Origin of the sequence: Streptomyces sp. Rer75 (assembly GCF_013414305.1) — a bacterium.
Lineage (GTDB): Bacteria > Actinomycetota > Actinomycetes > Streptomycetales > Streptomycetaceae > Streptomyces > Streptomyces himastatinicus.
The window spans coordinates 9,164,993-9,186,613 of sequence record NZ_CP058693.1; the positions used below are offsets into that span (position 1 = coordinate 9,164,993).

Annotated in this window: 16 protein-coding genes; 11 read left to right on the forward strand and 5 right to left on the reverse strand. The window is 72.3% G+C overall.

The annotated features are described in order from the left end of the window. Positions 1–109: 109 nt before the first annotated feature. Positions 110–988 carry an SDR family oxidoreductase gene (locus HYQ63_RS38885; RefSeq protein ID WP_179938403.1) on the forward strand — a complete coding sequence of 293 codons (879 nt, stop codon included), beginning with the start codon at positions 110–112 and terminating at the stop codon, positions 986–988. A 14-nt stretch (positions 989–1,002) separates the two neighbouring features. Here the strand turns inward: HYQ63_RS38885 and HYQ63_RS38890 are convergent, their stop codons facing one another. Further along, a complete protein-coding gene (locus tag HYQ63_RS38890; RefSeq protein ID WP_179938405.1) occupies positions 1,003–2,022 on the reverse strand; it encodes a DUF5954 family protein in 1,020 nt (339 codons plus the stop codon). Positions 2,023–2,228: 206 nt separating this feature from the next. On the opposite strand from HYQ63_RS38890, the gene HYQ63_RS38895 reads away from it, so the two are divergent. From HYQ63_RS38895 to HYQ63_RS45320, 7 genes are all read left to right on the forward strand, one after another. Continuing rightward, a complete protein-coding gene (locus HYQ63_RS38895; RefSeq protein WP_179938406.1) occupies positions 2,229–3,746 on the forward strand; it encodes a cryptochrome/photolyase family protein in 1,518 nt (505 codons plus the stop codon). Between the two features lie 236 nt (positions 3,747–3,982). After that, complete coding sequence (locus tag HYQ63_RS38900; RefSeq protein WP_218929617.1) at positions 3,983–5,095, forward strand: FAD-binding oxidoreductase; 1,113 nt, start codon at positions 3,983–3,985, stop codon at positions 5,093–5,095. Between the two features lie 72 nt (positions 5,096–5,167). Next, complete coding sequence (locus tag HYQ63_RS38905) at positions 5,168–6,898, forward strand: thiamine pyrophosphate-binding protein (RefSeq protein ID WP_179938408.1); 1,731 nt, start codon at positions 5,168–5,170, stop codon at positions 6,896–6,898. A 98-nt stretch (positions 6,899–6,996) separates the two neighbouring features. Continuing rightward, positions 6,997–8,322, forward strand: a complete 1,326-nt coding sequence (locus tag HYQ63_RS38910) for an MFS transporter (RefSeq protein WP_179938410.1) — start codon at positions 6,997–6,999, stop codon at positions 8,320–8,322. A 5-nt stretch (positions 8,323–8,327) separates the two neighbouring features. Continuing rightward, positions 8,328–9,029, forward strand: a complete 702-nt coding sequence (locus HYQ63_RS38915; protein ID WP_179938412.1) for an aspartate/glutamate racemase family protein — start codon at positions 8,328–8,330, stop codon at positions 9,027–9,029. Then, on the forward strand, positions 8,984–9,994 hold the full coding sequence (locus HYQ63_RS38920) for a LysR family transcriptional regulator (RefSeq protein WP_179938414.1): 1,011 nt from the start codon (positions 8,984–8,986) through the stop codon (positions 9,992–9,994). The genes HYQ63_RS38915 and HYQ63_RS38920 overlap by 46 nt, the downstream gene beginning before the upstream one ends. A 7-nt stretch (positions 9,995–10,001) precedes the next feature. After that, the gene (locus tag HYQ63_RS45320; RefSeq protein ID WP_257232437.1) at positions 10,002–10,127 is read left to right on the forward strand and encodes a hypothetical protein; all 126 of its coding nucleotides are present in this window, start codon (positions 10,002–10,004) and stop codon (positions 10,125–10,127) included. On the opposite strand, the gene HYQ63_RS38925 is transcribed toward HYQ63_RS45320, so the two are convergent. The 4 genes from HYQ63_RS38925 to HYQ63_RS38940 form a co-directional block, all read right to left on the reverse strand. Then, a complete protein-coding gene (locus HYQ63_RS38925; RefSeq protein ID WP_179938416.1) occupies positions 10,128–11,324 on the reverse strand; it encodes an alpha/beta hydrolase in 1,197 nt (398 codons plus the stop codon). A 167-nt stretch (positions 11,325–11,491) separates the two neighbouring features. Next, positions 11,492–12,748, reverse strand: a complete 1,257-nt coding sequence (locus tag HYQ63_RS38930) for an alginate lyase family protein (RefSeq protein WP_179938418.1) — start codon at positions 12,746–12,748, stop codon at positions 11,492–11,494. Beyond that, positions 12,745–16,116, reverse strand: coding sequence for an alginate lyase family protein (locus HYQ63_RS38935; protein WP_179938420.1), 3,372 nt, complete (start codon positions 16,114–16,116; stop codon positions 12,745–12,747). The genes HYQ63_RS38930 and HYQ63_RS38935 overlap by 4 nt, the downstream gene beginning before the upstream one ends. Beyond that, the gene (locus tag HYQ63_RS38940; RefSeq protein WP_179938422.1) at positions 16,113–17,639 is read right to left on the reverse strand and encodes a glycosyl hydrolase family 28 protein; all 1,527 of its coding nucleotides are present in this window, start codon (positions 17,637–17,639) and stop codon (positions 16,113–16,115) included. The genes HYQ63_RS38935 and HYQ63_RS38940 overlap by 4 nt, the downstream gene beginning before the upstream one ends. A gap of 216 nt (positions 17,640–17,855) precedes the next feature. Between HYQ63_RS38940 and HYQ63_RS38945 the strand changes: the two genes are divergently transcribed. The 3 genes from HYQ63_RS38945 (at position 17,856) to HYQ63_RS38955 (ending at position 21,620) form a co-directional block, all read left to right on the forward strand. Beyond that, positions 17,856–18,869: a hydroxyacid dehydrogenase gene (locus tag HYQ63_RS38945; protein WP_179938424.1), complete on the forward strand. Its 1,014-nt coding sequence runs from the start codon at positions 17,856–17,858 to the stop codon at positions 18,867–18,869. Positions 18,870–18,986: 117 nt separating this feature from the next. After that, positions 18,987–20,075, forward strand: coding sequence for a LacI family DNA-binding transcriptional regulator (locus tag HYQ63_RS38950; RefSeq protein WP_179938426.1), 1,089 nt, complete (start codon positions 18,987–18,989; stop codon positions 20,073–20,075). A gap of 204 nt (positions 20,076–20,279) precedes the next feature. After that, the gene (locus HYQ63_RS38955) at positions 20,280–21,620 is read left to right on the forward strand and encodes an ABC transporter substrate-binding protein (RefSeq protein ID WP_179938428.1); all 1,341 of its coding nucleotides are present in this window, start codon (positions 20,280–20,282) and stop codon (positions 21,618–21,620) included. Position 21,621 lies beyond the last annotated feature (1 nt).

The following is a 21,621-nucleotide window of genomic DNA, read 5'->3' on the forward strand; positions in this document are numbered from 1 at the left end:
TGAGCCGCCGAACAGGTGCCGCCGCCCGGTGGCGCGGCGGTGATCGCGCCGGGTCCCGTGCCGGGCCCGTACGGTCGCATCACCCGCCCTACGACCAGGGAGTGCCACCGTGCGGAACCCCAGCCCCCTGACCGGACGCCTCGCCGTCGTGACCGGTGCCGCCCGCGGACTGGGCGCGGCCATGGTCCGGGAACTGGCGGGGCGCGGCGCACGGGTCGTCCTCCTCGGCCGGGAAGAGGAAACCCTCGCGCAGGTGGCCGACTCGCTCGCCGCGGAAACCCACTGCTACGCGGTCGACGTGGCCGACGACGCGGCGATGACCCGGGTGGCCGGGCTGATCCACGACCGCGTCGGGTGGCCGTCGGTCGTCGTCGCCAACGCGGGCGTGGCCGAGGGCGGGCCCTTCGGGGATTCGCCCCCGGCCACCTGGCGGCGTGTCATCGAGGTGAACCTCATCGGCAGCGCGAACACCGCGCGGGCCTTCCTGCCCGGACTGCTCGCCACCCGCGGCTACTTCCTCCAGATCGCCTCGACGGCCGCCTTCGGCTCCGCGCCCATGATGAGCGCGTACTGCGCCTCGAAGGCGGGCGCCGAATCCTTCGCCCAGTCCCTGCGCGCCGAACTCGCCCACCAGGGGGTCGGTGTCGGCATCGGCTATCTGAGCTGGACCGCCACCGACATGATCCGCGACGTGGACCGGTACGGGGTGCTGAGGGAACTGCGCGCCCATATGCCGCCACCGGCCCGACGCGTCCACCCCGCCGCCACGGTGGCCGCGCGCATGGTGACCGCCGTCGAACGACGCGCCGCCACCGTCTACGCACCGCCGTGGTTGCGCCTCGCCCAGCCGGTCCGCCCCCTGCTGCCGCCGCTGGTCACCTGGTTCTCCACGCGCGAGCTGCCCCGGCTGGCCGAGCGGACCCGCTTCGAGGCGACCGGGCTCCTCGGGGCCGGTGGCCGCGCGGATCAGACGGCGGCCGAGGACTGAAGACGCCACGGCGTTCAGCCGTTGTCGTGGAGGGTGCCGTGCTCGTCCATGGTCGGGTGCATCTTCATGGGGCCGTAGTCGTCGAGGTCCGAGGGGCGCGGCGGCTCCGGCCCGTCGCGGCCGCTGCGCACCATCCGCTCGATGCGGCAGATCCGGAACAGGCGGCCGTCCACGCGGGCCTCGTCGGCCCGGCGGGCGCGCCTGAATTCCTCGGCGGCCTGTGCGTACACCGCCCTCTTGCGCTCGCCGAACTCGTACAGCAGCGGCCACATCTCGGCCATCCCCTGGTAGAGCAGCCGCCGCGCGTCGTGCGGCGTGGGCATCAGGGCGCTCTGCGGCCGCCACCGCTGCCCGGCGCGCTCGGCCACGCCGAAGCCGACGGGCAGCAGGACGATGTCGGGATGGGTGGTGACGGCCCGCTCGGAGTGCTTGCGCACGATGGCGGGGAACCGGGGGCCGGTGTAGGCGAAGGTGCTCAGCGCCAGCTTCATGGCGCCCGCCATCAGCCCGGCCTCGTCCTGCTCGGGGTCCAGGACGAAGCCCGTGTCGGGCGACCGGGCCTCGTGCCGTCCGTCCCAGGAGATGAGGGACGGTTCCGGGTCGGTGGGCCGCGGCGGCTCCAGGTTGTGCTCGCCGGTGCGGGCGAACTCGTCCCCGCGCACCACCCGGTAGCGCACGCCGAGCACGGACACCTCGTTCAGCGGCTTCTTCTCGAGCCGGGCCACCGCGGCGAGCAGTGCGCGGCGGGTGACGGGGGCGTCGGTGTCGTCCTTGGCCTTGAACCACAGGAGCGAGTTCAGATCGTCCCGGGCCTCCTGGGGCGTGCCGCTGGTCACCGGCTTCACCAGACGCCAGTGCTCCCCGGCGGCGGGGTCCTGAACGGCCAGGCCGAAGACGGGCCCGCGGAGGGCGAGATGCGGATAGCGGGAGGACGCGTCCACGGCGTCGGCTTCGGTCACCCATGCGGCGGGGTCGTCGCGCCGCACCAGATCCGCGTGGAGCCGGTCCAGCTTTCGCTTCCAGTGTTCGGCCATGCGCACATTGTCGGGGCTTCCGGCGGAACACGGGCGGGAACGCCCCAAGTGATCAAAAGCCTTAAATCCGATGTCAGTACTGTCTGTCCGCCGGTCGCTGGGCGGTCGGGCGGGGGCCGGAAGGCGGTGCGTGGCGCGTCGCGGACGGGTGGATGACCGCGGCGCATAGCCTGACATATCGGTGTTCGCGGGAAGGCGTTCGAACCATGACGACACGGACGACACGTCAGCACTGGCTCTTCGGCGATCAGCTCGGCCCGCACTTCGCCGACCACCGCCACCACGGCCCCGACGCCCAGGCCCCACTGATCATGATCGAGGCGAGGTCGGTGCTGAGCCGCCGCCGCTTCCACCGGGCCAAGGCGCATCTGCTGCTGTCGGCGATGCGCCACCGGGCCGCCGAACTCGGCGACAGGGTGCGGTACGTCCGGGCCCGGACCTACCGCGAGGGGCTGGCCGAGGCCGCCGGACGGGACCGGGTGACGGTCTGCCACCCGACCTCCCGCCGGGCGCTGGAACTGGTCGGCTCGCTCGGCCAGGTCGACGTGCTGCCCGCGAAGGGCTTCCTGGTGACGATGGCGGACTTCGCCACGTGGGCCGGGGAGCACGCCCGCGGACGGCTGCGGATGGAGGACTTCTACCGCTGGGTGCGCCGCGAGCACGAACTGCTGATGGAGGGCGACGAGCCCGCGGGCGGCCGGTGGAACTTCGACGACCAGAACCGCGAACCGCCGCCGCGCGGGGCACGGACCCTCGACACCCGCGGACCCTGGCGCCCCGACGAGGACGAGATCGACGACCGGGTACGGCACGACCTGGACCGCTGGGAACGCGACGGCACGGTCTCCTTCGTCGGCCGCGACGGTCCGCGGCACTTCCCCGCCACCCGGCGCGAGGCGCTCGCGTCGCTGCGCCACTTCGTGACCCACCGGCTGCCCTGCTTCGGGCCGTACGAGGACGCGATGCTCGCGGCGGACCCGGTCATGTGCCACAGCCGCCTGTCGGCACCGCTCAACCTCGGGCTGCTGCACCCGGCCGAGTGCGTGGACCGGGCGGAGAGCGCGTGGCGCGACGGTGCCGCGCCGCTGGCCGGTGCCGAGGGGTTCGTACGGCAGATCGCCGGATGGCGGGAGTACGTCTGGCATCTGTACTGGCACTTCGGCGAGGACTACCGCGGCCGCAACGCCCTGCGCCACACCGCCCCGCTGCCCGGCTGGTTCCTGGAGCTGGACGCCGACGCGGTGACCGCGCGCTGCCTGGCCACGGTGCTGGCCCAGGTCCGGGACACCGGGTGGACCCACCACATCCCCCGGCTGATGGTGCTCGGCAGCCGCGCGCTCCAGGACGGCTGGGACCCGGTGGCGGTCACCGACTGGTTCCACCGCTGCTTCGTCGACGGCTACGACTGGGTGATGCTGCCGAACGTCGTCGGCATGTCGCAGTACGCCGATGGCGGGCTCATGACGACCAAGCCGTACACCTCCGGCGGGGCGTACATCAACAGGATGAGCGACCTGTGCGGCCCCTGCGCCTACCGCCCGGGCGACCGGACCGGTGACCGGGCCTGCCCGTACACCACCGGCTACTGGTCCTTTCTGCACCGGCACCGGGAGCGCCTGGCCGGGAACCACCGCATGGCCCAGGCGGTGCGGGGGCTGGACCAGCTGGGCGATCTGCCGGAGGTGCTCACGCGGGCCACGGAGCGGGGCGACGCCGCGCCGTGAGGTGATGCCGACTCCCTTTCCCGAGGCGTACTCACGTGCTTTCTGAATTCCTCTCCGGGTGAGAGGTGAACGAACGCTTTACGGCGCGTGAAGTATCACTGCATCTCGTGCCTCTTGTCCGCCGTGGGAGCCGGGTCTACAACTGACGCAACACCGTGACCCGCACGCCCTTCAGGAGGTTCCAACTGCGCCGGGAAACGCTGAACGGCGGCCGCGTCATCATTGTCGGCGGCGGCGTGATCGGTACCTCCATCGCCTTCCACCTGAGCGAACGCGGATACCGCGATATCACCGTGGTGGAACGGGGACGACCGGGAGAAGGTACGACGGCGTACGGGACCGGAGGTATCCGGCAGCAGTTCTCGACGCGTGTGAATATCGAGCTGGTGCGCCGCTCGCTCCCGTTCTGGCGCGACTTCGAGGAAATGACCGGCGCGCCGATGCATTTCCGGCAGCACGGTTACCTCTTCCTCATATCGGACCCCGCCACCCTCCGTACCTTCGAGAAGAACGCGGAACTCCAGCGGTCCCTCGGCGTCGACGTGACGATGCTCGACCCGCAGCAGGCGGCAGACCTCTTTCCCGGGATCCGGACCGACGACCTGCTGGGCGCCACCTACTCCGCCGACGACGGGTCCGGTTCCCCGGCCGACGCCGTCGCCGGATATCTGCGCGGAGCGCGCGCCCGTGGGGCGGAGGTCCGGCCGCACACCGAGTTCCGCGGGATCGTCACGGACGCCGACGGCGCGGTACGCGGCGTCCGGACCGCGGACGGCACGCTCGACGCCGAGCTGGTCGTGCTCGCCGCGGGGCCGCAGGTCCGCGGGGTGGGGCGGCTGTGCGGGGTGGACATCCCCGTACGGCCGCACCCCCGGCAGGCGTTCGCCACCGGCCCGCTGCCCGCCCTGCACGGCGGGCTGCCGCTCGCCGTCGACATGGCCAGTGGCGCGTATGTGCACCCCGAGGCGGCCGGGACGGCGATCGTCGGCGGCAACGACCGCGACGCACCCAGCAGCGAACAGGCGACGGTGGACTGGTCGCGGGTCGAGTCCCTGGCCGGTGCGCTGTCCCACCGCTTCCCCCCGCTGGAAGGGCTGGAGGTCACCCGGGGCTGGGCCGGGCTGCGGGAGATGACCGCCGACGACCACGCGATCGTCGGCCCGGTCGACCAGGTGCCCGGGCTGTGGGTCGCGGCGGGCTTCTCCGGCCACGGCTTCATGCAGTCCCCGGCGGTCGGCGCGGCGCTCGCAGAGTGGTGGCTGACGGGCGCTCCGCCCCTGGACCTCTCCGCGCTGCGGCTGTCCCGGTTCACGGATCGGGCTCTCGAACTCGAAACCGCCGTCTTCTGAGCCGTCTTCCGAGCCGCTTTCCGAGCCGCTTTCCGAGCTGTCTTCCGATCCGTCTTCCGAACGGAGCCCGCCATGGCTTGCGATACGAATCCGACCGGGGCCGAACTGCTCGTCGCGACGCTCGTCCGGCACGGCGTCGACACCGTCTTCGGCGTCCCCGGCGACACCGGCGTCATCCTGTACGACGTGTTCGCGCGGCACACCGGCGCCCTGCGCCACATACTCGCCCGGGACGAACGGCACGCGGGCTACATGGCCGACGGCTACGCCAGGACCCACCGGCGGATCGGCGTGTGCGAGGCGTCCAGCGGCGGCGGCGCCGTCTACCTGGCCGGTGGCCTGGGCGAGGCGTACGCCTCCAGCGTGCCGGTCCTGGCGATCACCAGTGACATCCACCGGCGCAGCCGTGGCTCCGGCGCCATCACCGAGATCGACCAGGAAGCCCTCTTCGGCGCCGTCACCACGTGGTGCCGTACCGCGGAGCGCGCCGCGGACATCCCCGCGCTGGTCGCGGAGGCCGTCGCCACCGCCACCGGCGGCCGCCCCGGGCCGGTCGCGCTGATCTTCCCCGAGGACGTCCTGGAGGAACACGCGGCGGCCGCCGTTCCCGAGGGCGACCCGGTCCTCCCGGCGGCCCGCCCCGGCGCCTCCGAGTTCGCCGTCGCGGGTGTCGCCGCGGACCTGGCGCGCGCGGAGCGGCCCGTGGTCTTCGCGGGCGGCGGTGTCCACGCCTCGGGCGCCTGGCGGGAACTGCTCGCGCTCGCCGAGCACGGCGCGCTCCCGGTGGCCACCACGATCCACGGCAAGGGCGCGGTCCCGGAGGACCATCCGCTCTCCCTCGGCGTCGCGGGCGGCAACGGCTGCCGCGGCTACGCCAACGACTACCTGGCCGGTGCCGACGCCGTTCTCATCGTGGGCAGCCGGGCCAATTCCACCGACACCAACGGCTACACCTCCCCGCCCCGCGACCCCGGTGTCCGGGTGGCGCAGATCGACACGGACGCCTCCCGCGCGGGCCGCAACTTCCCCGGCAGCGTGCCCCTCGTCGGTGACGCGGCGACCGTGCTGGACCAGCTGCGCGACCGGCTCCCGGCCGCCCCCGCCGCGGCCCGGGCGGCACGGGAGGCGGACATCGCCGCCGTACGGGACGCCTGGGCGCGCACCGCCGCCGACGAACTGCCGGACCCGGGCGAGGGACGGCTCCAGCCCCGCGAGGTGATCCGGGCCCTGCACCGGGTGTTCGGCCCGCGGGCCTGGGTGGTGGCCGACCCCGGCACCCCGACGCCGAACCTCTCGGCGTACTGGGAGAGCGCGGGGGAGGGGTGGCGGGTGGTGATCCCCCGTGGCCACGGGCCGATGGGCTACGCCATCCCCGCGGCGATCGGCGTGGCCGTCGCCCACCCGGGCGAGCGCGTCCTGTGCGTCACCACCGAGGGCAGCCTGGCCATGGGCGTCGGCGACTGGGAGACCGCGGCCCGCCTCGCGCTCCCCATCACCTACGTCGTGCTGGACAACACCTCGATGGGCTGGATCAAAATGCTCCAGCACCTGTTCCTCGAACGGCGCTACTTCGGGGTGGACCCCGGGCCGATCGACCCGGTCCCGCTGGCCACCGGCATGGGCCTCCCGGGCGCCAGGGCCACCACGCTCGACCAGCTGGACGTGCTGGTCAAGGAGTCCGTCGGCCGCCAGGGGCCGTCGGTCGTCCACGTCCCCGTACCCGAGCACAAGGACGCGCCGCCGCCCGTCGCGCCCTGGGAGGCCGTGCTGACCGGACGGTCCACCGGCCGTCCCGTGTACTGACCCCGCCGTCGGCCGTCCCGTGTACGTGCCCCCGCCGTATCCCCCTTCCATCGTCCGCCCTCTTCACAGCACGTGCAGGTTCCCGGAAGGATCCGCTCATGGAGGCTCACGCAGTACTCCCCACGCCCCCTGATTCCGCCGCGCCCACGGTCGACCATCCGACCGCCATGCGGGCCGCCCGGGCGAGCTTCACCGGCACCGCCATCGAGTGGTACGACTACTTCCTCTACGGCAGCGCCGCCGCCGTGGTGTTCCCCAAGGTGTTCTTCTCCGACCTCGGCTCCACCGCGGGCACCCTGACCTCCCTGGCCACGTTCGGTGTCGCGTTCTTCTTCCGGCCCCTCGGCGGCGTCGTCTTCGGCCACTTCGGCGACCGGCTCAGCCGCAGGCAGGCGCTGGTGGCCACCCTGCTGATCATGGGTATCGGCACCTTCGCGATCGGGCTGCTGCCCACCGTCGGACAGGTCGGTGTCCTCGCCCCGATCCTGCTGGTGTTCCTGCGCATGCTCCAGGGCATCGGACTCGGCGGCGAATGGGGTGGCGCGGCGCTGCTCATCGTCGAAAGCGCCCCCACAGAACGCCGCGGGCTGTACGCGTCGGCATGCCAGCTCGGCGTACCGGCGGGGCAGCTGGCCTCGGCGGGCATGGTGGCGCTGTTCTCGCTGCTGCCGGAGGAGCAGTTCCTCAGCTGGGGCTGGCGGATCCCGTTCCTCTTCAGCGGACTGCTCGTGGCCTTCGGCCTCTACCTGCGGAAACGGCTGCCCGAACCCGAGTTCCAGGCGCTCAAGGACGCGCGGAGGCGGCCGAAGCTGCCCCTCGCGGAGGTCCTGCGCCACGCCAAGAAGCAGACCCTTCTGCTGATCTTCGTGCAGGCCGCGTCCACGATCGGCTACTACCTCTTCACCGTGTACTCGCTGTCCTACGTCGAAGGCGATCTGGGACTGCCGCAGTCCTGGGCGCTGAGCGGGGTGCTCATCGGCGCCGCGCTGCTGCTCCCGGCGATGCCGCTGTACGCCGCGCTGTCGGACCGGATCGGACGCCGCCCGGTGTACTTCGCGGGCACCCTGTTCATCGCCCTGTTCGCGATCCCCTTCTTCTGGCTGCTGGACACGCGCAACCCGTATCTCATCGCGCTGGCGATCATCCTGGCGCTGGTGTGCGGCTACGGTCCCACCGGGGCGCTCAACAGCGTCCTGTACGCCGAGCAGTACCCCACCCGCTACCGCTACACCGGAGCCTCCGTGGCGTACCAGATGTCCAGCGTGGTCGCCGGGGCACCGGCGGCACTGGTCGCCGCCGCGCTGGTGTCCGCCACCGGATCGGGCATGGCAGTCTCCTGGTATGTGATCGGGGCGGCGGTCATCTCGCTGATCTGCGTGATAGCGCTCGAGGAGACCCACCGCACCGCGCTGACGAAGGAGTAGAGACGATGGCGGACATCGGGATCGTCATGCTGGACAACCGGATTCCCCGCCCGGCCGGTGACGTGGGCAACCCCGCCAGCTTCGACTTCCCCGTCGCCATGGCGGTCGCGCCGGGGGCCGGCACCCGCCAGGTGGTGGAGCGCTCGGCCGAGGGCCTGCTGCCCGCGCTCACGGCCGCCGCCACCGGCCTCCAGGACGCCGGGGCGGCCGCCGTGACCACCTGCTGCGGTTTCCTCGCCGTTCATCAGCCGGAACTCGCCGACGCCCTGCGGGTCCCGGTGGCCACCTCCAGCCTCCTCCAGGTCCCCCTGGTGCTCCAGACGCTGCGCCACGACCAGAGGTGCTGTGTGCTCACGGTCAACGCGAGCACGCTCACCGACGCCCATCTCCAGGCGGTCGGCGTCGGGCCCGCGCTGCGCGACCGCGTCCACCTCGCCGGTCTGGAACACACCGAGCACCTCTTCCACGTGCTCACCGGCGACGACGAGACCCTCGACGTGCCGCGCGCGGAGGCCGAGGTGGTGGCCGCGGCACAGGCCGTGCTCGGCGAGCACCCCGACATCGGCGCGTTCGTCCTCGAATGCACCAACCTCCCGCCCTACTCCGCCGCCATCAAGGCCGCCACCGGCCGCCCCGTCTGGGACGCGCTCACCCTCATCCGATGGCTGCACGGCGGCTGCGCGGAGCCGACGGCACCCGGGACATGATCATGCTGAACATGGTGCATCTCCAGACCCTCCAGGCGGTGCTGTCCACCGGCTCGCTCAGCGGGGCCGCCAAGGAGCTCGGCTACACCACCTCCGCGGTGTCCCAGCAGATCGCCGCGCTGGAACGGGCGCTGGGCGTGCGGCTCTTCGAACGCGGCCCGCGCAACCTGTGGCCCACCACGGCCGCCCTCCAGATGGGCCGCCACGCCACCGCCCTGCTGTCCCGGCTGGAGGAGGCCGAGGAGGACATCCGCGCGTACGCCGACGGCAACCGGGGACGGCTCAGGGTGGCCGCGTTCCCGACCGTGAGCGCCCAGCTCCTGCCCAAGGCGCTGCGCAGGCTGGTCGCCCGGCTGCCCGACGCCGAGATCACCCTTCAGAACGACGGCGACCCCACGGACGTGGCCCTGGCCGTGTGCGAGGGCCGGGCGGACCTCGGCCTCGTCTACGAGTACGATCTCGTCCCCGAGACCTGGCCCGGTGAACTGACGCTCCGCCCGATCCTCGACGAGGAACTGCTCATCCTCTGCGGCCCGGAACAGCACACCGCCGACGCGCACCACGTGGACCTGCGCGAACTCTCCGGCGCCATCTGGGTCACCAACGACGAGGGCACCGCCGCCCACCACAACCTCCTGCGGCTCTGCGCCCAGTCCGGCTTCCGCCCCGAAGTCCGCTTCACCAGCAACGACTACGACGTCATCCGCGGCATCGTGCGGGAGAACCTCGGTGTCGCGCTGGTCCCCGCGCTCTCCCTCGGCATCGACCGGGCGATCACGATGCGCCGCATGCGGACCCGCGGCCCGCGCCGCAAGGTCCTCGCCGTGCACCGGTCCACCGACCCCAACCCGCTGGTGCCCGCGGCCGTCGACGCCATCCGCGAGGCGGCGGGGGAGTTCGTGACCTGGACGACCGGGGCCTTCGGCGCCCGCGTCGACTCCCCGCTCGCCACGACCCCCGGCTGAGCCTCCTGTGAACGCGGTACTCCCCCGGCAGCTACGCGCCCGATTCGCCCGCGCCCTCTCCGACACGTACGCCCGCGAGGCGCCCGGCCACGCCACGCTCGTGGACGTGGCCGCGCGGGTCGACGCCGACTGACTAGGCGGTGCCGTTCAGGAAGCGCAGGAGGAGGTTGCGGCCGACCGCGCCGGCGATGCTGTGGTACGTGTCGTCGAAGGCGTGGTCGCTGTAGGGGATGGCGTTGAACCGGACGTCGTCCTTGGCCTGCCGCAGCCGGTCGGCGAGCCCGCGGACCCGGGACTCCCGGATGAGGTGGTCGGAGGCGCCGGTGACCAGGAGGGACGGCATCAGCCCGGGGCGGACGCGGTTGACGGCGGAGGCGTAGGCGTAGCGCTCGGGGTACTGGGCGGGGGTGCCGCCGGTGTAGCCCTCGGTGATCTCGCGTCCGTAGCCCAGGAGGCCGTTGTCCTGCCACGTGCCCTTGAGGTCCGCGGCGGGGTAGAACCCGGCGACGGCGACCGGCGGGGCGGGCAGCCGTGCGGTGCAGCTGCTGGCGATGCGGCCGGTTTTCAGCCCGTACGCGACGTTCAGCGCGAGGCTCCCGCCCGCGGAGCCGCCCACCAGCACGGTGTGGGAGGTGTCGACGCCGTACGGGCGGGCCAGCCTGGCGAGCCGGGACATGGCGCAGACGACGTCGTCGGAGGCGTCCTTCCAGCGCGGTGGCGGCGTGAGCCGGTAGTCGATGGACAGGACGGGGTAGCCGTGGTTCGCGAGCCAGCGGTAGTCGCCCGCCCGCTGGGACCGGCTGCCGGTGGCGAACCCGCCGCCGTGGATCCACACCACCATGGGCTTGTCGCCCTGCTGATCTTCCGCGCGCGGCGTCCACAGCCCGGCCCTGAGCGTGCGGCCCTCGACGCGGTCGAAGCCGATCACATGGTCCGGCGGCGCCGTGGGCTGGTCGACGGCCAGGACGTCGGCGGCGGACACCGGCACGTTCTGGGAGTGGGCGTAGAGCAGCTGCGTGGTCAGCACGGTGGCCGCGCCGATGGCGGTGATGGCCGAGGTGGCGGTGGTCCACACCGCCGTCCTGCGCTTCCCGCGCTTCCACGCCACCACCGCGCCCGCGGCGATGAGCAGGCCGAAGACCACGTACCACAGCGGCCGCGGCCCGACCCAGGTGGTCGCGTAGTAGCCGAGTACGGGAACGGCCGGGACGAGCGTGCCGAGTGTGACGAGCGCCACCAGCCCCGAGACCACCAGCCCCAGGCCGAGGGCCGCGCGGCGCCCCCAGTGGCGCAGGGTGCTGCGTGAGGGAATGCGGACACGGGCGTTCATGTCGGGCCGTTCTCCTGTTCGCTGTCGTCGGTGGCTCAGGCGCCGTCAGCAGTGAGGAGGGCCCAGCTCGGGAATTCAGGGTAGCCAGGAGGTGAACCGGCCCGGCCACGCGGGTCGCCGGGCCGGGCCGGGTCGCCGCGTGGTCACGTGGCGTACAGGCCGTGCGGCTACTTGGCGTACAGCAGGGTGCCGAAGCCGGTCTGGTCGAAACCGCCGCTGGTCGAGCCGTAGTCACCGCCGCCGCCCTCGGGCCGGACGCTCTCGGCGATGGCCTTGATGTACGGCACGTCCAGACCGCGCCTGCGGCCGTAGTGGTAGTACAGGAGGTCCCAGACGGGCCGGACCTGGCCACGGCTCGCGGCGGAGATCACGGTGTGCGACCGCTGGGCGCAGTTCTGGCCGGTGCCCCAGGTGTAGGTGGTGAAGGGCACCTCGTGGCCGAGGTTGTACTTGGCGACGTACTGGGCGGCCTTCATGAAGCGGTTGCCGTCGTAGCCGTACAGGTCGTCGCCCTGGGACCAGGCCATTTCGCAGAAGGCGCCCATCTGGCCCATGCCCATCATGGTGTGGCCCTGGTCCCGGCCGGACTCCTGCCACTGGCCGAGGGCGTAGCCGTCGACGTTGTCGTACACAAACGGGACGGCGTGGCGGAGGGAGCCGTTGCCCGCGCCGCTCTTGAAGTAGTTCACCGCTTGGTCGTACTTCGCGGCGTCGTCGCACAGGATCCCGATGGCGAGGATCGAGTTCATGGTGCACAGGTCCCAGTTGGCCCAGTAGTTGGTGATGCAGGCGTCGTTGTGCTGGTTGAGGAACTGGTTGTTGAGCGGGTAGAAGACGTTCCGCATCATCGTCTGGAAGCGGCCGAGGTCGAATCCGCTGTAGCCGCGCATGAGTTCGGCCGCGTTGGCGAACTGGTAGCCGTAGAGCCCGGCGGCCAGGAAGCGGTCCGCGTTGCCGGTGAGGGTGGTGAGGGTGGCCGACCAGGCGTTGAGGATCGTGACGGCGGTGTCGCCGTGGGCGGTGGTGCCCGCGATCTTCCAGCGCAGGGCGTTCTGGTAGGCGGCGTGGATGTCGTTGTAGAGGATGCCGTAGTTCTCGCCGGTCCCGCCGCGGATGATGGTCTTCTGCGGATTGGGGGCCCAGGTGCTCGCGGAGTGGCGGTTGGCGGTCAGGCGGTTCCATCCGGACAGCCACGGCTCGGCGCCCGCGGCGACCCGCACCTTGGCGCGGTTGAGTTCGCCGTAGGCGTGCAGCGCGCCCGGGTGGGTGAAGGTGGCGGGCGCGGCGCCCGCGCTGCCGCCGGTGGCGGCGGTCGCTCCGGCGCCGACGGCGAGGGCGGCGGTGAGGCCGCCCGCGGACCGCAGCAGGGTGCGGCGGGTCGGCCGGTGTGCGGGCGGGGGAGTGGGGGAGTGGTCGCGGCTCATCGCTGGGGGTCTCCGCTCTGGGGGGTAGTGAGGCGCACGCGGTCGAACCGCGTGGTGGTGCGGGCCAGCGGGTCACGGGAGCAGACCACGAGGCCCACGTGGTACGGGGCGTCACCGAAGCCGGGGACGGTGCCCTCGGCGAGGGGGACCCAGGTGGCGCCGTCGTCGGTGGACGCGGCCGCGGCGAAGGCGGTCCCGGTGCGCTTCAGCCGCAGCAGACAGGGCAGGGTGAGGCGGCCGTCTCCGGTGAGGCGGCCGTCTCCGGTGAAGACGGACGGGCCCGCCACCACCGGGCGCAGCATGAGCTGCGCGGTGCTCCCGCCGGTGACGATCGCCCCGGCCGCCTGGTCGAACGGCGACAGGGACTTGGCCATGAGCAGCCCGACACGGTCGGCTGCTGTGGCACCGGTCCGCGAGACGAGCCGGGCGGTGATCTCGCAGTCCCCGTTGACGTACCGGCGCACGAACTGTCCCGTCATCCCCTGCCCGTTGACGGTGAGATCGGTCCCGGCGCCGCGCACGGTGAACGTCCCCGCGTCGTACGCGGTGCTCCCGGGGGTGCGGACGGCCACCACGCCGTACGTGCCGAAGGCACGCTCGTCGAGGACCGGATCGCCGAGGTCGCCGTACGACCAGGGCGCGGGCGGCGGTGTGCCGACGTCGAGGGTGAGGGTGCCGGTGGCGGTGCCGGACGCGTTGCCCGCGCCGGTGGTGAGTGTGAAGGTGCCGCTCGCCGAGGGCCGTCCGGAGATCAGCCCGGTGTGTTCGTCGATGTGCAAGGCCCGGGGCAGGCCGGTCGCGGTGAACCGTACCGGTTCGTGCGTGGCGCGGAGGAGATGGCGGAACGGGACACCACGGTTCGCGAACACGATGTCGGCCGAGGTGAGTTGGGGCACCGAAGGGGTCGGCATGCGCGCGCTCGCGGTCGGTGACAGCGGCCCGCGCCCGCCGCGGTTCGTCTTCGCCACGGCGTAGTGGTACGTCACCCCGGGTGTCCCGGTGGCGTCCGCGTACCGGACGCGGGTGCCGAAGCCCACCGGGCCGACGCCGGTGGCGACGGTCTCGTACGGGCCGTGGGCGCGTACGGCCCGCAGCACCGTGTACCGGGCCGCGGGGTCCGGGTCGGTCCAGGCCAGCTCGACGGCGTCGGCCGCGGCCCTCGCCCGCAGGCCGGTGGCGGTGCGCACCGGGCGGGGCACGGTCCACAGCGGCCCGGCCGGGGAGGTCACGGTGACGTTGTCGAAGGCGCCGGTGCCGGTCTCGGCGTACGCCTCGTCGACGCCCAGGCAGGAGGCCAGGGCGAGGCCCGCGTACGCGGTGCGCCCGAGCCGGACCTCGGTCGAGCCCACCTCGGTCCACCGCTCGCCGTCCGGGGAGATGGCACCGGTGCAGCGGCCGCCCCGGCGGGTCACCCGCACCCAGTACGGGGCTCGCAGCCGGTAGCCGTCGCCCGCGCCCTCGACGCAGGGGGCCTCCAGGGGCGTGGCCGACGTGGGCAGGGTGCCGAGGTCGGAGATCGGGAACGCCGCGGCGGTGGTGATGGCCTGCCGCTGGGACGGTGGTACGGGGGTGCTGCCGGTGGCCGAGACGGGAGCCCCGGCCGAGCGGCGTACGGTCCACACACCGCTCCAGGTGTGCAGCGGCAGCCCCTGGATCAGCATCGAGGCGTACGGGGCGTCCGCGTCGAGGGAGCCGCGGACCGTGACGCCGATCGTGGAGTACTGCGAGCTGAGCGGCCACACGATCCGCGCGGTGACCGTGCCGTCGCCGTGCAGCGGCAGATGCACCAGACGGCAGCTGTCCGCGGTGCCGCCCGCCTCCAGGACGAAGCGCTCGCCGTCGAAGGTGGCGGAGCCCGGAATGCGCGGTGTGCCCACGTCCCGGGCCGACCAGGGCCCGGGCAGCCCGGCCGTCGCCGCCACCCAGCCGGAACTGCCGCTCGTGCCCCGGGAGTTGGTGGCGTCGACCGTGTAGTAGTAGGTCCGCCCCGTCCGCACGGCCCGGTCCGTGTACGCCGGTGTGGCGACCCCGGAGGCGATCCGCTCGTACGGCCCGTCGGGGCCGGTGGCGCGCCGGACCGTGTAGCCGGTCGCCCACGCGGACGGCAGCCACGCCAGGGTGACGGCGTGGCGGGCGCCGGTGGCGGTGAGCCCGGCGGGCGCCGTCGGCGCGGCGGGGGTGGCCTTCGCCCCGGCGTAGGTGAGCGTGCCCCAGCCCGGCAGGTCGTCGTTGCCGCCCTCGACGGCGCGGGCGCCGCCGGGACCGCGGAAGACGGCGCGCTTCGTGTGCGGGGGGCTAAGGCCGCGTACGCCCGCGTAGTGCGCGTACGCCCTCTCGTAGACCGGTGGCAGGGTGCCGCGCGCCGTGGCCGACACCGCTGTCTTGAGGTACTTGCCGGTGCGGTCCAGGTCGGGGGAGAAGGGCACGTCGTCGCCGAGGTTGTAGCGGGCGGCGTACTCGACGTTCGCCAGGATCCGGTTGCCGTCGCAGCCCCACAGGTCGACGCCCTGGTTCCAGGCCACCTGGGCGGCGTCGCCGAGCAGGCCCACCGCGAGCTGCTCATGGCCCTGGTCACGGCCGCTCTCCTGACCCTGGCCGGCGGCGGTGACGACGCGGTGCGGGACGCTGCCGTTGCCCGCGCCGGCCGCCGCGTACCGCAGCGCGTCCTCGAAGAGCGTCGGCTCCTCGCAGAACACCCCGATGGACAGGACGGTCTGGACCGCCGTGAGGTCCCAGTTGCCGTTGGCGTAGAGCATGTAGCCGGACACCGCCGGATACCAGACGCGCAGAAAGGACTCTTCGCAGCGCGCGACGGCCGCCGTGCCCCAGCCGTCGTAGCCGGTGTGCCGCAGCAGCTCGGCCGCGTTGAGGAACAGGAAGGCCTGGAGCCCGGCGCCGAGGGGGCCGTCCGCTCCGGTGATGGCGGTGAGCGACGCCGACCAGGCGTCCAGGATGTCGCGGGCCTTGTCGGCGTGGGCTCGGTCGCCGGTGACACACCACATGAGCGCGTTCTGGTAGGCGGCGGCGGAGTCGGCGACGGCCTCGTTCATGAACCGGGCCGGACCGCGGCCCCAGGAGGTGATCTGGCCGGTGTTGCGCACGGTGTACGCGGACGACGAGCGGGGACTTGCGGCGAGCGCCAGATACCCGTCGTGGACCGGGGGTTCCCCGGCGGCGACCGCGGCCTTCATCCGCGCCAGGTCGGCGGCGCCGTGCAGCAGCCCGGGGTGGGTGAAGGTCCGGCTCCCGCCGCGGTTCTCCGCGGCCCGCGCCCCCCCGGGTGCGGCGAGGCCGGTCGCGCCCGGCGCGAGCAGCAGGGCCGCGGCGCCGCCGAGGAAGCCCCGGCGGTTCGGTGCGGGGGCCGTCATGACGCGGCGGCCTCGGCGGTGGTGAGGAACCTGAGGTTCGTCACATGCTCGTTGACGTGCATGGGGACGAAGTCCGCGGCCACGTACCAGGTCGGCTTCCGCATGCTGTCGGCGATGACCGTGCCGCCCACCACCAGGTTTTCGAAGGTCACGTTCTTGATGGCGTGCTCGGCGTCGTAACCGAGCAGCAGACACGGGCTGCCGTGGGTGCCGCCGTAGCTGAGGTCCTTGACGTACACGTCCTCGATGCCGCGGCCCACCGAGGTGTTGTACTTCGTGTTGTACATGACCCGCATATGGATGAGCTGGCCCTGCCGGAAGTCCTCGACGCGGACGCCGTCGATGCGCACGTTCCTGATGAGGTTGCTGTCGCCGGGGTTGAGGGCGATACAGCCCTGGTAGCCGGTCTGGGGTTCGCGGTGGTCACAGATGTCGAGGTTGCTGAAGGTCAGGTTCTCCAGCACCTCGGGCGCGTCGCTGTTGCCGTGTGTGCCCACGTTGATGGGATGCGCCACGTCGGCCCACAGGGTGGAGTTCTTGACGGTGATGTTCCGGGTGTCCCCGTAGTAGTCCCAGCGGTGGGCGTAGATGGCCACGCAGTCGTCGGCGTTGCGCATGAAGACACCGTCGATCGTGACGTCGGAGCTGGAGAAGACGTCGATGCCGTCGCCGTTGCCCTTGGAGCTGAAGGCGGCCATTCCGGTGAGGGTGATGTGCTCGGACTCGCCGATGGTGACGGCGTATCCGCCCGGGTTGAGCATCGTCACGGCGCCGATGGTGATGTTCTTCGACCCCTCGACGGTGGCGCCGCCGCCGGGCGCCGCGTGGATGACACCGCGTCCGGTGAGCCCCGCGTTCTCGACGTCCTTGAAGATCACTCGGGCCTTCAGTACGGCACCGCCGTCCAGATGGACGGTCTTGCCGGAGGGCACGGTCAGGGTGCCTCCGGGGGTGGTGTGCACGCCGGGGCCGAAGTGGATGACGTCCGGATCGTCCGCGGCCGGGCGGTCCGTCTCCAGGGGGCGGGCGAGCAGGTGCAGACAGTCGAAGATCTGGTCGTCGGCCTGCACGATGAGGTTGCGCGGCTCGGTGAGCCGGAACCGGGCGGTGTTTCCGCGCACCTCGGGAGTGATGCCGTACGAGTCGGGCCGGACGCGCACCGTCTCGACACCGCCCTTGAGGCAGGTCACCTCGACCTCGACGCCGCCCGAGAAGTCGAAGTACGCGAGCGTCGAATTCTGCTGCCGACCGCTGCCGGTGGTGGTGTCGACCAGGTTCAGGGTGGCCAGATAGGTGCCGAGCCTGCACCATCTGCCGCCGGGGGGGCGGACCTTGACGGTGAAGCTGTCGGTCTTCACCGGGGCTCCCGCCGGCACCGGATAGGTGACGAGCCGTGCCGCGCCACCGGTCTCACCGGCCCGGGCGGCGGTGGCGGCCGTGGCGGTGGTGCCGGTCAGGCCCGCGGCGAACACGGTGGCCCCTGCCGCCTGAAGGGTGGCGCGACGGGACAAGGGTGGATTCATGGCTGACTCCCTGCGCAGTGGAAAACGGAAACCGGTTACTGCGGCCAAGTGGCCAGAGCTTCTGCCCTGCCCGGAAACGGAGTCAAGGGTCCGGGTGCACTTTCGAAAGGATCGGTCGCCTCGGCGGCGTACGGCCTGCCGATTGACCCGCCTCCCCGTCAGATCTACGTTAGAAGACGCTTTCTGAAACCGTTTCCCCGGCGCCTCAGGAGAGTCATGACCAGTGCCCAGCCGCCGAGAGCCGTGTTCGCCATGGACCCGGTGCACCTCCCGCTGCTCTTCCCGCCGCCGCTCATGGACCGGCTCCGGCAGGTGGCCGAGATCGACACCGCGCTCGTCGTACGGGACCTCACCGACCCCGCAGCCGCCCCCGCGCTGGCCCGGGCCGAGGTGCTGATCACCGGCTGGGGCTGCCCCCGCCTCGACGCCGACGCCCTCGCCGCGGCGCCGAAGCTGCGCACCGTCCTGCACGCCGCGGGCTCCGTGCGCTCACTGATCGGCGACGCCCTGTGGGACGGCGGAATCACCGTGTCCAGCGCGGTCACCGACAACGCGCTGCCGGTCGCGGAGTACACCCTCGCCATGATCCTGCTCGCGGGCAAGGACGCCCTCGCACACCGTGAACGCTTCCGGGACACCCACGCCCACCCGACCCCCGCCGAGACCGCGGCCATCGGCAACCTGGGCCGCCGGGTGGGCGTCATCGGCGCCTCCCGGGTGGGCCGCCGACTCCTGGAACTGCTGCGGCCGTTCGACTTCTCCGTCTCGCTGTACGACCCCTACGTGGACGCCGCCGAAGCCGCCGCGCTCGGCGCCGAGCCACTGCCGCTGGAGGAGCTGCTGCGCCGCAGCGACATCGTGAGCCTGCACGCCCCCGACATCCCCGAGACCCACCGGATGCTGGACCGCGCGAGACTCGCCCTCATCAGGGACGGCGGCGTGCTGATCAACACCTCCCGGGGCGCGCTGGTCGACACCCGGGCCCTCACCGACGAGCTGGTCGCGGGCCGCCTGAGCGCGGTCCTGGACGTCACCGACCCCGAACCGCTGCCCGCCGGATCCCCGCTGTACACGCTGCCCAACGTGTTCCTCACCCCGCACATCGCGGGTTCGCTCGGCAACGAGCTGGCCCGCCTCGGCCGCGTCGTCGCCGAGGAGCTGGAACGCCTGGCGGCGGGGCTGCCGTTGGCCCACGAGGTGCGGCATGCGGATCTGGCCCGCGTCGCCTGAGGCCCGCCCCGGTGGCCCGCCCCCGCGGAGTAACGATGGGATACGGTTTCCGCACCGGCGCAGGGCGGGGCCCGGCCCGTCCGATGGGGGCGTCGCTACGGTGAAGGAGCCGCAACGGTGAGCGAGCGCAAGGCGTCGGGTGGCGCCGGACGGGCCACCATTCGCGACGTGGCGGAGCGCGCGGGCGTCTCCGTCGCCAGCGTCTCGCGCGTCCTGTCCGGCAACTATCCGGTGTCGGACGAGCTGCGCCGCCGGGTGATGAAGGTCGTACGGGACCTGGACTACGTCACCAACGCCCACGCCCGCTCGCTGGCCGGTGGCGGCACGCCCACCGTCGCCATCCTCATCAACAACATCACCGGCGCCGCCTTCGCCCACGTGGCCAAGGGAGTCGAGGGCGCGGCCTCGCTGCGCGGCTGGCTCTCGCTGGTGGGCACCACCGGCGACGACCCGGAGCGGGAACTCGCGCTGGTGAACCTCATGCGCCAGCAGGGCGTCGCCGCGGTGGTCCTGCTCGGCGGCGCGTACGACGTCGACGAATACCAGCTGAGGATGGCCCGGTTCGCCCGCTCCCTCGACGCGGCCGGATCACATCTCGTCCTGGTCGGCAGGCCGCCACTGGAGGGCGACGTGGCGGCCACCACGGTCGACTACGACAACGAGGGCGGCGCCTACGCCATGGCCAGCCACCTGCTGTCCGCCGGGCACCGCCGGGTCCTCGTCCTGCCGGGCCACTCCGAACTCACCACGGCCCAGGGCCGGTTGCGGGGCGCCCGGCGGGCCTTCGAGGCGTACGGCGTCCCGTTCGACCCGGGCATGGTGCTCCACGGCCCGTACGACTACGGCCACGGGTACGACGCGGTCGAGGAGAGCCTGCGCCGCGAGCTGGACTTCACGGCGGTGCTGGCCGGGACCGACGTGGTCGCCGCGGGCGCCATGCAGGCCCTGCGCGGCGCCGGGCTCAGGGTCCCCGAGGACATCTCGATCGTCGGCTACGACGACATCCCGCTGGCCTCCCAGCTCACCCCGCAGCTGACGACCGTTCATGTGCCGTACGAGGAGATGGGCCGGGCCGCGCTGCGCGCGGTGGCCGACCGGCGCGAGGGCGGCGCGGGCCGCCGTGCGGGCGGCGACGGTGCCCATCTGGTGCTGGGCACCCACGTCGTCGTACGGAACTCCGTCCAGCCGCCGGCCCGCCGTTCCTGACCACCGCGACGCACCACCGTCGTAAACGTTTTCCGCAACTCATCGCGCCCAGCCCCTTGTCGAGCGCGGACCAACCGGCCTACCGTCCACAGCAACCGGTTACTACCGCTTTCCCGCCTTCGGCCTCCGCCTGCCATTACTGGCCACCACCGAGCCGCCGTCCTCGCGTTCCGAGAACGCCAACATCCAAAGGATCACGGTCAGATGGACTTCACCCTGCCCCGGAGAAGGTTCGCCCGCGCCGCCGTCGCGGGGCTCGCGCTGACAGGTCTGGTCTCCGCCTGCGGCGGATCCGGCTCCGGGGACCCTGGGGCCTCCGGGGACTCCGGCCCGGTCACCCTTCCCTTCTGGGGCTGGGCCAACGGCCAGGAAGCCGTCGTCAAGGCGTTCAACGCGAGCCACCGTGACATCAAGCTCAAGTACACCAAGGTCACCGACCAGCTGACGATGCAGAAGCAGCTGACCAACGCCGTCAAGGCGGGCAACGCCCCCTGCCTGGTGCAGAACACCGCCGAATACGTGACCACCCTGGTCTCCCAGGGTGTGCTCGCCGACATCACCCCGTACGTCGGATCGGCGAAGGACAGGTTCAACGCCGGTGCGTGGGCGGGTGCCGGAGTGCAGGGCAAGGTCTACGGCGTTCCCACCGGCTCCGCACCCGCGTTCACCATCCTCCGCACCGACATCTTCCGGAAGTACGGCCTGAAACCGCCCGCGACCTGGGACGACTTCATCGCCGCCGGCAAGGTGCTGAAGAAGCACGGCATCCACATCACCAACTACGCGGGCGAGGACCCGAGCACGCTCGAAGTCCTCGCGATGCAGGCAGGGGCGCACTGGTACGCCATCGACGGCAACGCCTGGCGGGTGAACTTCCAGGACACCGGCACCCTCAAGGCGGCGAGGGTGATCCAGCAGATCATCGACAACGGTCTGTACTCCTCGCTCTCCTTCGCCGACTACGCGGCGGTCCAGCGCAACTACGACAACGGCCGCACCGCCACCCGGCAGATCTCCACCTGGCAGATGGCCGGCATGGTCCAGAACTTCACCAAGTCCAACGGCCTGTGGGCGCTGTCACCCTGGCCCGCGTTCACCGGCGAGCCCGCCAAGACCCCGGCCGGGACCAACCAGAGCGGCGGGCTCACCCTGGTGACCGAGCAGTGCGAGCACCCGAAGCAGGCCGCCGCCGCGGCGCTGTGGATGTCCACCGACACCGGTGCCGTGTCCACCATGGCCAGCCCGGAGACCGGCAACGGCGTCATGCCCGCGCTCGCGGACAGCGCGTCGTACGCCGAGAAGTCGCTCTCCGCCAAGCTGCTCGGGAAGAACTACCGACCGGGCAAGAAGGTGGTCACCGACAGCCTGGGCACCGTCACCACCGACTGGACCTTCGGCCCGAACTGGACCGCGATGTTCACCGAACTCCAGACCGGCTGGGCCAAGGTGCTCAACAAGCAGCAGAAGGTCACCGATCTGCTGGCCCATATGCAGAAGTGGACGGTGGCAGACCTGAAGTCCCGTGGCATCAGCGTCAAGAACTGAG